Origin of the sequence: Mucilaginibacter sp. OK098, from assembly GCF_900142915.1 — a bacterium.
GTDB lineage: Bacteria > Bacteroidota > Bacteroidia > Sphingobacteriales > Sphingobacteriaceae > Mucilaginibacter.
Window position 1 is genome coordinate 506,372 of sequence record NZ_FRCM01000005.1, and the last position, 13,685, is coordinate 520,056.

Genomic DNA, 13,685 nt, shown 5'->3' on the forward strand with positions numbered 1-13,685 from the left:
TCTATTTTGTTATTTGCTTATTAAACTAAGACTTACGAAGTTTTAAAAACTTCGTAAGTCTGAAAATAGCAAGGAAATTTAGGTTTATGCCTTCTCAACAAACTTGTCAATTCCAACGCGTACCCTGTCGCCTCCCTCGCCTTCCATTTCAAATAAAAGGGTAACCTTACCATCTTTACCTTCAATGGTTATGGTTACTTTTTTCTCTTCGCCATTATCATTACTCATTTTTACATGGATCACGCTTTTTCCTTCTTTAAAAGGCACTGTCCAGTTACAGGTATTATCGGTAATGGTGCCATTCATTTTATGATCATCATTTACGCTGATGTCGACCGTAGTTTTGGTGATGTCAATCTCGGCTGTTTCATCATTTGTGCGGGTTACAGCGCCAGCTGCATCCAAATGATCTGTTTTTGATGATGTAAGCACAAGCTTTTTATCGCATTGTGCAAAGCTTACCGCGCTTATACCTATCAGCAGGGAAAGGGTTAGGATGATTTTTTTCATGGGGGATATAATTAATGATTTAGTGAATTAGTGATTTAATGAATTATTACATGTACTTGAGCATTTTCTCTTTCGGACTTTCCCGACTTTCGGACCTTTTTCCCAACTAATCTCTAACCTCTGGTCTCTAATCTCTATCCTACTTTCCTTTCAAAACGTTGCTAATCCCATCGCACATTTTCTTAATGCGGAAGTATGATGCGGTTGAGTTTTTCTTTTTATTTATTTCTATTTTCAGGTTGCCAGGAGATTCCTTTACATAAAAACCTGTCCCGTCTTTAAGGGTGGTAGTAACATCAAAATAGTCGTGTGTTGATCTGAAAAGGCCATTGGGCTTAATACTATGGTTAATATATCCCTGTACCTTGTCTGTATAATCTTCATCAAATGATGCGATATAAGTGTAAGCCTCATCGGTATCAGATACAGAGATAGCTACATCGCCATTGTTTTTTTGAAGTTTTACCCAGCCTATGAAAATGCTCAAAGACACGAGACATAAAGCGGCTATAAAAAAGCTTGTTTTCATTTTATTGTTGTTTAGGGTTAATGATCCTGTTTGTTGGTTTAGAGGTTTTATTTCTTATAAGACTACTTAATTTGCTAATATGTTACAAAGATATATGTTTAATACAGTAATATGCAATACATAGTTCTATCTATTTTTTATAAATTGATTTAACGTATTGAAAATGAGATAGATAAATTTAGTAAAAAAATCAGGCCTTGTTAAATAATGGAATGAACAAGCTTTGAAAGGTTGATTTTGGAGATGTATTAAGGAGAGAAGGAATGGGCTTTTATCGTATTTTTTCCAAAATAAGCCCAGGCATAAAAAAACCGCTCACATTAATATGGAGCGGTTTTTTTATGTAAATTAAAGATTGACGATTATTTCACGTCCCAAAATATTTTGGTAGTACGGGTATCTTTTGCTTGTACAGCACTATAATGGCTATTGTAAGCAGTTTCAATACTTGGGTACACTAAACGTGTTGGCGGCAACTGATAGCCATTTTGAGTTTGGGTAACAAATGTAAGCTGTGGAAACTTGGTTCTGCGGTATTCAGACCATGCTTCATCTGATTGCAATACACCAAAATGTACCCATTTTTGCAACCATATTTTAGCAAGTTTCTGATCTGTAGTACCAGCATAAGCTACATTGGTGTTATTTAAAAATGCTGCCAATGTTGGTGCGTCAGGAGCAGCAACTTTACCGCCACCTAAGTTATTTAAGTAGTAATAAAACGCTACTGATTGGCTTACTGCTGTATTATAAGCTGTTTCTGCCGCACTTGAACTACCCCAACGCTCTAAAGCTTCGGCTTTTAAAAAGTTAACCTCAGAGGCAGTAATAACAACCCCGGGAAGTTTTAGATTATTTAAAAACGTAGCCGAATCTATAGTAGAATAGCTGGTATAGTTGTTTGATTGCTGATCTGACGTAAAAGTTATAGGCATGGCTTTGTAGGTAGCATTCGGAACAAAAACACCATTTACAGTTTTTCCGAATTTATCAAACACTACTGGAATCCTTGGGTCATTTGCAGGTAACATCGCTGTATTGAGCATATAGTCAGGTGCATAAAAACTGCTGCCTTCTGTAAATGCATTCAATAGTGTATTTTGATTGGTAGTAAGCGGCTGTAAAAGCACGTCAGACGAGGCCGGGCTGTAATTAGCAACACTGCCACCATCAATAAGCGGGTAGGCTGCGGTATTTGACAACATTGCATTTACTGCTGTTTTAGCTGTAGCCTCATCTAAAAACGACATACGCATCAGCATCCGCAAACGGATAGAGTTTGCATACCTGCGCCACATATCCAAACTGCCCTGTAACAAAATGTCCTGTTTTTTAAAGCCGGCTGTAGATGCAGTTGTTGAAGCGCCGAAAAATGTTGCAGCCTCATCAAGTCCGCTTATACAAGTAGTGTATATTGATTTTGCATCATCAAAAGCAGCATCTTTAATTGCACTATTTGTTTCCAGGTTTCCTGCCTGGCTAAAAGGTATATCACCCCATGCATCAACCATTTTCGAAGTCTGGTCATATAATACAACTTTCGCAGCTTCTAAAAACACCTTTTGTGTAGCCTGATCGGCTGCTGAAAGGCCATTGTATGTTTTTTCAATAGAGCGGTATAAAGCCATTACTCCGCTGCCATTACCGCTGGCGTAGTAAAAATCGGTCCAGTAATTACCGGTATACCCATCATTTTGCTGATACACACCACTCGCGTTATCAAAAGCGGCTGTTTGTGAATATACTCCTGGTTGCAACAATAAATAAGTACGAAGATTCCAGTAGGCTGGCCTTACCCTGTCATTATTAAGCATTGCAGTAAAAAAGTTGGGAATACTGGGCTTGGTTGAAAGCTCCGGGTTATTAAATTCATCAGCCAGTTTCTTTTTGCATGAACTGAATGTTATAACCAGCGAAAGCAAAAGGCTGATATTTATAAATATTTTTTTCATCATCAGATTGTTAAATGTTTAAAATTTAGAAGCTTGCATTTAATGATAAACCAAAGCTGCGGGTGGCCGGCATTGAACCATTATCAACACCCTGGTTATACCACTGGCTTCCAATTGCTGTTTCAGGATCAAGATTTTTCAATGTGCGGTAGAAATACAACAGGTTTCTGCCAAACACTGAAAACCTCAGGTTATACAAATGAAGTCTTTCTGTTAACTTATTGGGAAGTTTGTATCCCAAAGTAACTTCACGTAATTTAACATAGCTGTTGTTATAAACAGCACCATCCAGATTGTCGGCATTGTTACCCCATTGGAAAGTGTTAAAATAGTAGGTGGCCGCCTGTATTATAGTTGAATTAGGTTGCCCATTGGCAGTTGCTCCAGGCAATATAACACCGTCATGATAAACCTTTTCTCCTGCTGGGCCTGCGGCGGCATTTGAAGGTAACTGCACATAAGTACCGGCAGTATTAACATAATAAGTTAAACCACCATGTGCTGCATCACGGTATTTTAAAGTGCTCTTATACATACCTGCGCCTAAAGCATATTTCTGAGGGGTTGAAACCATCTGCCCTCCTAAACGGTAATCAACCAAAACATCTAATGAGAAGTTTTTGTAGTTGAAAGTATTAGCAATACCGCCAGATACTTTTGGAAGTATATTACCGGCTTTAACATACCTGGTATTGTCAATTATGTATAAACCTGTAGCATCAACTTGTTTATTGCCTTTGGCATCGGTTGCTATTGGGTTAACATAAATATTGCCCAGATCTTCACCTGGTTTTGCAGAAATCACAATTGCATTTTGTTCGCTTTGTGAAAAAATCAGCTGAGGAACGTTAGATGGTAAGCTGTATAATTTTGAACGGTTAAATGCAAAATTCAGCCTGGTTTGCCATTTGAAATCACCACTGATAACAGGTGTTGCATTTAACGCAACTTCCCATCCATGGCTTCCAATTTCGCCGGCATTAACTAATTGGCTACCGCCGCCATTACTTGGTGCTATCTGTAATTGTATGATCTGATTTTTTACCCTGTTGGTGTAGTAGGTAACATCTAAGCCTAATCTGTCATTAAAAAACTTGGTTTCCAAACCAATTTCTTTTTCATATTTCTTTTCAGGCATCAGGTTTAAGTTTCCATAGCTGCCAGGTAAGCTTAACGAAGTTACTGAACCATTAATAGTTTGTAATGAGGTTTGAGCGTACAATACATTTGATTTATATATCGGAGCTGGGTTACCAACCACGCCATAAGAGGCCCTTAACTTGCCATAGCTTAAAAACGACGGCATTGAACTCTTAAATGCATCGGTAAAAACAAAACCACCGTTTACCGATGGGTAAAAATAGGTGTTGTTTTGAGGCGGCAATGTTGAAGATGACTCCTGGCGCATAGTTCCTTCAAGGAACAGGTAGTTTTTATAAGCGAAGTTTAATAAACCGAAATATCCGTATTTAATAAGCGCCTGCCTGTTTGATGAAGTTGATAATATACCATAAGAGTTGTTTAAAGAAAAGAAGTTTTCTGCAACCAAACCATTTGAAGTACCTGAAGACTGGTCTCTGTAATGTTCAGTTCTATAAGTAAAACCACCACTTGCCGAATAGGTGAAATCTTTACCTATGTTATTTGAATAGGCTAATAATCCATCTCCATAAACAATAGAGTAAATACCGTTTGAAACCTGGTAACCACCTGTACTTGAGTTATCCGGGTTAAACGCTACCGCATATTGATTGTACTGTTTATCCTCTTCGCTATGTGAAGTAAAATCGTTACCGATCCTTCCCCTAAATTTAAGGTGTTTCATAACATCCCAATTTAAGGTTGCGCTTGTGTATAAACGGTTGTCGTTTTCGTCAGCTGTATTCTTTAATGTATTCCAGAAATAATTATAAAGGTTAGGCCTTACGTTAAACACAAACGCCTCAGAAGGGTTACGCTGTGTTTGGTTGTAAGGTACCCAGGCATATCCCTGTGAGGTTTGGAATTTCTGTAAAACAAGGTTCATATCCTCTTCGCGTCCGAAAAAGCCATCATATGATGCTGCAAGCTGATTGGTTTGATAAGGCCTGTTATGGGTAAGGGTATTAACATAGTTAGCAATCAGGTCAACACTTACACTTTTGCTTAGCTTAACACCGCTGTTTAAGCTGAAAGTGTTTTTTTGCTGGCCTGATTCACGTTGAATACCATTATAATCCAACCTGGAAGCAGATAGGCGATAGTTGTAATTATCAGTTTGGTTAGATATAGAAACGTTGGCAGATGAACTGTAGCCTGTTCTGAAAATATCTTTATAGTTATTAGGTTGCGGAGAGTATGAACGGATTGAACCATCCCACCATCTTACTTTTTGTCCTTCCATTTTAGGTCCAAACTCAGCATAGGGCCTAAAGTTAGGGCGAAAACCGCCTGGTGATTTTGAATCGGCTATCCAGCCATCTTCATTGGCGCCTACAGCCAGGTTTGTAGCACGGTCATATCCCTGTCCGTATACATTTTGAAACTGAGGCAAAAATGCAGCCTGCTCAACTGATCCGTAATAGTTAAGATCAACAGTTGGGCCTTTGCCTTTTGCGCCTTTTTTGGTTGTTATAATAATCACACCAGAGCCTGCATCTGAGCCATAAAGCGCGGTTGCACTTGCGCCTTTCAATACACTCAGGCTTTCAATATCCTGCGGGTTGATATCTAATATACCATTACCGCGGATCCGCTGATCATCATAATAGCCACCATTATTACGGCCATTTGCTCCGTACTGGCCCTCGTTGCGAAGAATTACGCCGTCCACAACATACAATGGCTGTCCGTTAAAATTAAGGGAATTGATACCGCGGATCTGTACGTTTACCGCACTGCTTGAACCACCCGGGGCAGTACTGATCTGTACACCGGCAGCTTTACCATACATTGCCGAAGCAAAATTGGTGTTACCTGCCTCTGTTAGTTCTTTTGCAGTTACGGTATTAGTTGAATATCCCAGTGACCTTTCCTGTCTTTTAATACCAAAAGAGGTAACTACAACATCCTTTAATTCATTACTACTTTGAACAAGCTGAACGTTCAATACGGTTTGGCTGGTAATGCTAATTTCTTTTGTAGCATAACCCATTAGCGAGAATTTTACAACATCGCCATTTTTTACTTTAAGCGAGAATTTACCGGCAACATCGGTTTGGGTTCCTGTGCTGGTGCCTTTAATTGTTACACTTACGCCTGGCAATGGGCCGATTTCGTCAGTAACTTTTCCTGTTACTGTAGTTTGAGCAAAAGCACTGTGCGATAGGATAATCAACAGCAGTACCAATGATCTTTTACAAACTTCGTAGAGTTTTTGCATAAAAATTTAGTGATTTGATGTATTTGTTTATTTGTTGGTGAATTTGGAATTGAACTTTAGAAAGTGATACTTTCAATGTTTTCTATAACTAAGGCGGCACTTCCTATAAGCTGGGCGTTACTTCCGAGGGTGGATAGTACTACTTCGCTATCATTTAATAATACGGGTATGCATAGCTCATTAAGAGCCTGCTGTATTGGGGCAAGCCATAATTTGCCGGCTTCGCTGCCTTTGCCACTCAGAACAATGGTTTGGGGGTTCATAATATGTATTAATACTGCCAAAGCCCGGCCAATCTGATATCCTGCATTTGATATCAATTTTATGGCCAGTTCGTCGCCATTTTTTGCTTCGGTTATAACTGAATTGATGGATGTATGGCCTTTTCTATCAGGGATTATAGTCGTTGACTGGCCGTTTTTAATCGCCTCATCGGCCTGTTGTTCTATAAGAATAAGAGATGCCTCTGTTTCAAGACAGCCTCTTTTACCACAATTGCATATTTTTTCGTTTTTAAAAAGAGGGATATGGCTAAACTCACCTGCAAATCCGCTAAAGCCCCTGAAAATTTCTCCTTTTACTATCATGCCCAGGCCAATTCCCCAGCCAATATTAAGCACCATTATTTCTTTCTTTGTTCTGCCGATCCCAAACTTAAGTTCAGCAAGCGCTATTGCGCTCGAGTCATTATCCATAAAGGTAGGGTACCCGGTGTTTTCGGCTATGTAATCGCGTAAGCTTTTGCCGGTATCTTTCAGAAAGTTTTTGTTTATTCCCTTTTCAACATCTACAAAACCCGGAACGGATACTCCTATAGCGCAAATTTTAGTGGTATCGATAGTCAATTTGGTAATAAAACCATTTATCTTTCTGATCAGGCTATCGGTAGTTGCAGCTTTATCATACAGGTTAAATTTAAAGTGTTCAACCTCGCCAATAAATTCGTTATCCAGGTTAACCAGGCCAATTTTTGTAATAAATTGATCGACAGCTACTGATAGGATATAAAATTTACCAGGTACCAGGGCATAAAGTATAGGCTTACGGCCCCCTTTTGATGATGCAAGGCCTTTTTCAATTACAATTCCTTCTTCTATAAGTTCGGTTAAGTTTTTTTGAGCATTGGGAATACTGAACCCTGTGATTTTACTGACCTCAGAACAACCGATCGATCCGTTAAAATACAATGCCTTAATTACAGATAAGTGATTTGAATTATCCAATAACAATTTGATGTTAAATTTATGTGAGGCAAATATAAATTTTTATTTAACTTTTTAAAATATTTAATAAGTTTTTAATTTTAATAAAAAGACTGTAACTCAATGAGAAATTTCAGTTACAAGCCATTTACTTAACTTTAATTTTTATACCGGCGTTAACAACAACGCCATCTAAAGGCGCGTACAGATCTCTGAAAACAGGATTGGTTATTGTGCCGGTATAAATGCTTCCCCATCGGGTTTGCCGTTGATCGGTAAGATTTTCGGCATTGATAAATACGTCAAAGTGTTTCCACATTTTTTGAACAAGCAGTCCGAATGTATAAAACCCACGGCCGGTTGTTCCGTCGCTTAATAATTGTTTACTGTTATAAAATCCTTCAATTCCAACCCTTAAACTGTTTTCAATTTCATAGGTAACATCTGCGCTGATCCTGTTTTTTGGCGTAAGCGGCTGCGTAGATGTTATGCCGTTAAAATGTTGTTTGGTATCGGTGTAGGTATAGCCTAAATAAATCCCTAAATCATCTATAAATATTTTAATGTTAGTTTCTGAACCTTTGCTTGCCAGGTTTCCTGGTGCATTAGCATAAATGTTGTCTTGCAATAATAGCGGCTGGTTTACCCTGGTATAAAAAAACAGCTGATTAATATTTACAACCGCATCGCCAATAGTATTGCGATAATTAACATCACCGTTTAAGCCGTATGATTGCTCGGCTTTTAAATTAGTAATTGATACCGGCTGAATATCTTTATATCCCTGTTCTTCTGTTTGATCGCTAAATATAGTGGGCATTTTATAGCCCAGGCCGCCACCTAATCTGCTGGTTAAATGTTTATCCGGCTTAAACAAAGCGTTTATCCGCGGCAATATAAAAACACCATTGGCCTTATTTGCAGGTGCTGGTGTATTATAATCAGCCCTTAAGCCGGTTTCCAACGAAAACCAGTTGGTTGCTTTATAGGTATTTTGAACAAACCCGCCCCAGGTATTAATGCTGTAATTTAAATAGGCCATAGGGTAGGGTACCAGCAGCTTATCGGTCCATAAGTTACCGCCCAATACCCAGTTGAATTTTTTATTGTGGTACACATAATTTATTTCGCTGTATGACGATGTTTGCTTGCCTGCGAAGCGGTATCCCGGCTCAGATAATGTGCGGTTAAAATAACCGGTAGTATTCTTAAAATTAAGTTGACTTGCCGTATCAATTTGATGTGTAAATGAGAGTTGGGCAGAAAACCGGTACGATTTATTTTGTTCATAGTATTGATGCACATTGTCAGGCTTACCATTAACCACCTGTACATCCCCGCCAAGCCTGTTTTCATAGGTGCCGTTTAACCCTATCCAGCCGGAATCCGTATCATTTGGATAAAAAAACAACTTAGGATTTAGGGTGAATCTGTTTGTTTTTGGGATGGCGGTAAAGTCGGTACCACCAGGGGCGTAAGCGTCGTTATGGTTATAAGATCCAAATAGGGTTGTGCCGATATGCTTCCATTTTTGCGAGTAATAGCCGTTAGCGTCGGTACCTTTGGCGGTAGTGCCGTTTAATAAAAAAGTTAGCTCCGGCTTATCCTGTGGGGTTTTACTGATCAAATTCACCAATCCGGCTATTGCGCCGCCACCATACAAAGTTGAGGCCGATCCTTTTATAAATTCAACCTGTTTTAAATCCAGCGGAGATACCTGTAATAAACTTAATCCCCCTGAAAAACCCTGGTAAAGCGGCATCCCATCCTTTAGCAATTGTGTGTACCTGCTGCTAAGTCCCTGGATCCTGAAGTTAGCCGTGCTGCTAACCGCAGATGTTTGCTGAACCTGGATGCCTGTTGTTTCGCCTAAAAGCATTTTAATATCGCCGGGGCGCATGGTGCCCTTTTCGTCAAGTTCTTCCTGTGGCAGGGCTTCAATCCGGGTGGGAATATCTTTCAGGTTCTGGTTAGTCCTGGTGGTTTGGATAGTTACTTCTGCCAGCTCACCTGCTAAGGGTTCAAGGTAAATTTCTAATACTTCGCCGCTGTTTTTTGCAGGCAGGGTTAAGGTTTTGTCCTGTGAGATGTAACCTACAAAGCTGAATGTAATTACTACTTTCCCATCCGGGATCTGCTCAATAATGAGCATTCCGGCGGTATCAGCAGTTCCGCCTTTTTTTAAAGCGGAAATGGTAGCTGTGGCCCCTGGTAATGGTTGTTTTGTTTTATCGTCCCTGATTACGGCCTTAATTATATTTTGAGCAGATACAGCGCTGCAAGCCAACAGCGCCACAAGGGTAAAAAGTTTTTTCATGAAATAACAGGTAAGTACGCCGTTAAAAAAACGACTATAAAAGCGTTTAGCCTCTTTATAAAAGAAGCCGGTATTTAATAAAAAGCAGGAGAAAGGTTATGCTAATGGGGGACGGAACAATTCTGAATAAAACGCTGTTACTTCGGTTGGGTTTTTTAAAGGGGTATGAAGTATTTTAAAATCCTTAATAAAAAGGTAGGGCAATTTAAGATCGCAATAAAAGAAGCTTGAAACAGTAGGTGAATGCTGAAATTGAACCGATAGGGCTGAACTTTCGGGTTTGTCGCTTTTATTATGACCTAACAGGGTTTTACCGGCAAACAGGTAATCTCCAATAAAATCAACAATGCCATTTTCTTCAGGCGTTGCCAGTTTTTGGTATGAATGGTACATTTTTGGGATATCATTCATCAAAGAAAAATCGCAAAGCGGTAAGAAAGCACTCCCTAACAAAAAGAGGCACGCAAAAAAATAAGCGGTGATTTTTCTTAGCATTGAGTACAAAAATAGGGATTTATTTGGGAGGAGGTGGAATTTGGCTCATTACTTTTCTTTAATGTCGAAATGGGCAATTATTTCGTTCAAAGTAAAGCTTTCTGTTTCGCCAGCTTCGTATTGCCTGTCCCGTTCTAATACTTCCAATTGCTGTTCTTTTGATAGAACGGAATCTTCGTCACGTGCATATTCGTATTTCCTACGATCAAGAAAGGCCAATAGTGCCAGTTCTTCCTGTTTATTATGCGGATTAACTACGATACTCATGTAACAAATTCACAAAAAATTTAATTGTTAAAAATAAGAAGGCAATTGAAATAAATTGCAACTGATTTGTTTTCCATTTTTGCAATGCTAATCTATCCTTTGATTTACGTGTGTTCAAATAGCTTTAAGTCTGGAAGTATGAACAGGCGGAAAACGATCATCTGTATGCAGAGACGCCATACTTTGCGTCTTTGCATACAGATGATTACGAATCTCCCCTATATTTCACTTCAAATAATTTATTTGGCTTTAAATAAATGTAATCATTTTTAAGATCGAGGATCATATTGAAGCGCTTCAGGGCGCCGTTGCCGAAGAAGTTGAGCGTATTTTCTACGCGGATTTTGCTGCTTAACACAATGGTTGGGATATTGGTGAGCGCGAAGCCATTGAGTTTTAGCACCGGGGCAATAACCGTATTGGTTTCGTATTTATGGCCGTCAGCATCACGAATGGAGGCGGTTTTGATCACTTTTAAATTGGTGGGGAAGTTTTGTTTGGCGGCCCATTCGCCGTTTAAAATAACGGCTTCAGCTGAGCCGTTGTCCATGATGAAGCCGCCGGTGTATTGTTTGCCTGCTATCTCGAAGGTGGCATTAATGTAGGGGTCGTACCGGGTGAAGCCTAATTTTGCTTTGGTGTAGCCTTTTAAATCCTTTGGCAATTTAGAGTGAATGATCATCAGGCTTTTGTCGTAATCAAGCTCAATAATTTTATTATTGAACACCGTCCAGCCGATGCGGCCGTCCATATCGTCGGCGGCTAAGCTGGTGGCCGAAACAGGGGGATCATTCCAGGTCATATTGCCTACCTGCAGCTTAAATACCTTTGCCAGCTTGCTGTAGTTTGGTTCAGCCTTGCCTGCCAAAGCATCGGGCTGGTTAGCCAGCAACTTTTTTTTAAGGATGGCGGCCTTCGTGATATGAAAATCGAAGGAACTGATATCAAAATGCATGTTCAGCGTATCGGTATTGTTGATAACGGCCTTTACATGGATGGCGTTAGCCGCAGTAAGCGTAAAGGGGATGGTGTCGTTGGTAACCAGGTTTCTTTTAAGCGGATCTTCCGGTGGGAAGGAGCTGGCAATTTGTGTATAGCAGGAATCCTTGCCGTTCAGCAGGATCACGAAATCAAACCGCGTGCCTGGCTTTACCTTTACTTTGATGGAATCGAGATCGGTATAAAAGGTTACCCATTTTGTTTTGCGGGTCCTGCCGGCGGTGTAAACATCCGGCCTGGCAGTTGGTGAAAGCGACCATGCATTTTTATCCAGGATGCCACCATCGTTAATGGCTACCTTTTTGGAGGTTGCTTTGATAACCGGCAGGCTTGTTTGGGCGAAAATGGGTTGGGTTAGGAGCAGGGGGAAGAGGAGGTGGAGGTATTTCATGGGTGTTTGTTGCGTGGTTTGTTGGCTTTGAAGATACGGAAGAAAAATTATTAGGCAAATCCTGCATGTTCAAACGTCAGATATTTTGATAGACTGAGCAAATTCAGCATTTCAATTAGAGGCGGAAAGTATCGTCAACCCAAACCAGGAACCCATATAAATTATAAATACTATAAAATCTGTTGAGCTCACTTTTTTATTGTCAAATAAATCCGGACCTCCGCCTTTGGGCGGAGCAACAAATTCGCGCCCCTGCATTTTTAAACTTAAATATCTCAATAATTGAAAAAGAGCTAGCAGCACAATTGTATTGGCCAATCCAAACGCTGGATTTCCACGGCGCATTTGCAATGTTGAATCGTCCTTAAAAATCAGGAAAAGCATAACGTGTATAACGCCAAAGCCAAACCATATTAAATATGATTTGAAATTTCTTAATGATGTATACAAACCAAAGTATAGTGACAGCTGGGATAATAAGGCATACATTACTACAATAACTTGCTTATTGTGAGGATTGCCCAAAATGGCTAATAGAATGACTCCAATAGTAACAAAAGCATAGATTATCATGGAAACTATTTCCCATGATTTAAGGTTTTCATAATAAATAAATGGTTTTTTATCTTTGATTTTTTTCATTGTGATAATTGGTGCGATTACAAATCTATTAATTGAGTAAACAATCCTGTTAAATATTATTACTCAAATTAATTACCCTGCCCGTATCCATGCTTGAACAGGCAGGATTCTAGATTCAGTTTAAAATGTCTTCAATTGACACGAAAATACAACGTGTTTAAATTATAAAATACGGATGTAGCATATTTTCAGTCCCCGCAGGGTCTCGCATCGCGGACCCTGCGCTGGTTTGCAATCATTCATGCGCATGGATAATGCCAGCCGCATACTGAGCACGCGGGCGCAGGGGCCCTTTCAGGAGACCCTGCGAAAACAAAAAATTGGCATGCCTGATTATCAATATGTTAGCTGGTATTTACCATTGCTTAAAAGTAAAATAGCTGATAATCAGTATGTTCCGCTACGTTCCGGGTGTTCCGCGTGTAAAAATGGAACGCTGGAACACTTGCAGTCCTTCAGTATCGAATGCTTTTAACTCAAAACCGCAAGCCTCGATGCCCGCTTTCGTTTCAGTCAATAACAAATCATCCCCCCTACATCTCCACCCAAAATCCTCAAACTCGCTCTCCATTTTCCCTAAATTAATTACATTTGGCAAAAACCTTAATATGCAATATTGGCTTGTAAAATCGGAACCGGTAAAATACAGTTGGGAAAAGTTTAATAAAGAGGGTCGTACCTTTTGGGATGGCGTTCGCAATTACCAGGCACGTAACAATTTACGCGAAATGAAAGAAGGCGACCTGGTGCTGTTTTACCACAGCAACGATGGTAAAGAAGTAGTAGGCATTGCCAAAGTTGCCAAAGAATTTTACCAGGACCCCACCACCAGCGACCCGAACTGGGTGGTGATAGACCTTGTGCCTGTTGAATCTTTAAAAACCCCGGTAACACTGGAAGAAATAAAGGCTGATGAACGGCTGAAAGAGGTAGGCCTGGTACGCCAGGGGCGCTTGTCTGTAATGGGCCTTAAACGCGAGGAGTTTGACCGTATTGTTGAACTTGGCAGCCGGTAAGCAG

At 39.9% G+C, this 13,685-nt stretch carries 11 protein-coding genes; 1 reads left to right on the forward strand and 10 read right to left on the reverse strand.

Going from position 1 to position 13,685, the window contains the following annotated elements:
* Nucleotides 1-84: 84 nt before the first annotated feature.
* The 10 genes from BUE31_RS18915 to BUE31_RS18960 all read right to left on the reverse strand — a co-directional run bounded on the left by BUE31_RS18915 (nucleotide 85) and on the right by BUE31_RS18960 (nucleotide 12,665).
* On the reverse strand, nucleotides 85-510 hold the full coding sequence (locus BUE31_RS18915) for a hypothetical protein (RefSeq protein WP_073405382.1): 426 nt from the start codon (nucleotides 508-510) through the stop codon (nucleotides 85-87).
* A 139-nt stretch (nucleotides 511-649) separates the two neighbouring features.
* Nucleotides 650-1,039 carry a hypothetical protein gene (locus BUE31_RS18920; protein ID WP_143167178.1) on the reverse strand — a complete coding sequence of 130 codons (390 nt, stop codon included), beginning with the start codon at nucleotides 1,037-1,039 and terminating at the stop codon, nucleotides 650-652.
* Between the two features lie 362 nt (nucleotides 1,040-1,401).
* Entirely contained in the window at nucleotides 1,402-2,994 is a 1,593-nt protein-coding gene (locus BUE31_RS18925) for a SusD/RagB family nutrient-binding outer membrane lipoprotein (protein WP_234997863.1), read from the reverse strand.
* 22 nt (nucleotides 2,995-3,016) lie between these two features.
* Nucleotides 3,017-6,352 (reverse strand): SusC/RagA family TonB-linked outer membrane protein, encoded by a 3,336-nt coding sequence (locus tag BUE31_RS18930; protein ID WP_073405385.1) that lies wholly within the window; start codon nucleotides 6,350-6,352, stop codon nucleotides 3,017-3,019.
* A gap of 56 nt (nucleotides 6,353-6,408) precedes the next feature.
* Nucleotides 6,409-7,575 (reverse strand): ROK family transcriptional regulator, encoded by a 1,167-nt coding sequence (locus BUE31_RS18935; protein WP_159440711.1) that lies wholly within the window; start codon nucleotides 7,573-7,575, stop codon nucleotides 6,409-6,411.
* Between the two features lie 127 nt (nucleotides 7,576-7,702).
* Nucleotides 7,703-9,871 carry a TonB-dependent receptor gene (locus tag BUE31_RS18940; RefSeq protein ID WP_073405387.1) on the reverse strand — a complete coding sequence of 723 codons (2,169 nt, stop codon included), beginning with the start codon at nucleotides 9,869-9,871 and terminating at the stop codon, nucleotides 7,703-7,705.
* A 96-nt stretch (nucleotides 9,872-9,967) separates the two neighbouring features.
* Complete coding sequence (locus BUE31_RS18945; RefSeq protein ID WP_073405388.1) at nucleotides 9,968-10,282, reverse strand: hypothetical protein; 315 nt, start codon at nucleotides 10,280-10,282, stop codon at nucleotides 9,968-9,970.
* A 132-nt stretch (nucleotides 10,283-10,414) separates the two neighbouring features.
* Complete coding sequence (locus BUE31_RS18950) at nucleotides 10,415-10,633, reverse strand: hypothetical protein (RefSeq protein ID WP_073405389.1); 219 nt, start codon at nucleotides 10,631-10,633, stop codon at nucleotides 10,415-10,417.
* Nucleotides 10,634-10,838: 205 nt separating this feature from the next.
* Nucleotides 10,839-12,023, reverse strand: coding sequence for a hypothetical protein (locus BUE31_RS18955; RefSeq protein WP_073405390.1), 1,185 nt, complete (start codon nucleotides 12,021-12,023; stop codon nucleotides 10,839-10,841).
* A gap of 111 nt (nucleotides 12,024-12,134) precedes the next feature.
* The gene (locus tag BUE31_RS18960) at nucleotides 12,135-12,665 is read right to left on the reverse strand and encodes a hypothetical protein (RefSeq protein ID WP_073405391.1); all 531 of its coding nucleotides are present in this window, start codon (nucleotides 12,663-12,665) and stop codon (nucleotides 12,135-12,137) included.
* Nucleotides 12,666-13,273: 608 nt separating this feature from the next.
* On the opposite strand from BUE31_RS18960, the gene BUE31_RS18965 reads away from it, so the two are divergent.
* Nucleotides 13,274-13,681 (forward strand): EVE domain-containing protein, encoded by a 408-nt coding sequence (locus BUE31_RS18965; RefSeq protein ID WP_073405392.1) that lies wholly within the window; start codon nucleotides 13,274-13,276, stop codon nucleotides 13,679-13,681.
* Nucleotides 13,682-13,685: the final 4 nt, after the last annotated feature.

Bases quoted from the DNA above. Each gene is read 5' to 3' on its own strand.
- BUE31_RS18915 (WP_073405382.1), bottom strand. From the start codon at position 510: ATGAAAAAAATCATCCTAACCCTTTCCCTGCTGATAGGTATAAGCGCG.
- BUE31_RS18920 (WP_143167178.1), bottom strand. From the start codon at position 1,039: ATGAAAACAAGCTTTTTTATAGCCGCTTTATGTCTCGTGTCTTTGAGC.
- BUE31_RS18925 (WP_234997863.1), bottom strand. From the start codon at position 2,994: ATGATGAAAAAAATATTTATAAATATCAGCCTTTTGCTTTCGCTGGTT.
- BUE31_RS18930 (WP_073405385.1), bottom strand. From the start codon at position 6,352: ATGCAAAAACTCTACGAAGTTTGTAAAAGATCATTGGTACTGCTGTTG.
- BUE31_RS18940 (WP_073405387.1), bottom strand. From the start codon at position 9,871: ATGAAAAAACTTTTTACCCTTGTGGCGCTGTTGGCTTGCAGCGCTGTA.
- BUE31_RS18945 (WP_073405388.1), bottom strand. From the start codon at position 10,282: ATGAATGATATCCCAAAAATGTACCATTCATACCAAAAACTGGCAACG.
- BUE31_RS18950 (WP_073405389.1), bottom strand. From the start codon at position 10,633: ATGAGTATCGTAGTTAATCCGCATAATAAACAGGAAGAACTGGCACTA.
- BUE31_RS18955 (WP_073405390.1), bottom strand. From the start codon at position 12,023: ATGAAATACCTCCACCTCCTCTTCCCCCTGCTCCTAACCCAACCCATT.
- BUE31_RS18960 (WP_073405391.1), bottom strand. From the start codon at position 12,665: ATGAAAAAAATCAAAGATAAAAAACCATTTATTTATTATGAAAACCTT.
- BUE31_RS18965 (WP_073405392.1), top strand. From the start codon at position 13,274: ATGCAATATTGGCTTGTAAAATCGGAACCGGTAAAATACAGTTGGGAA.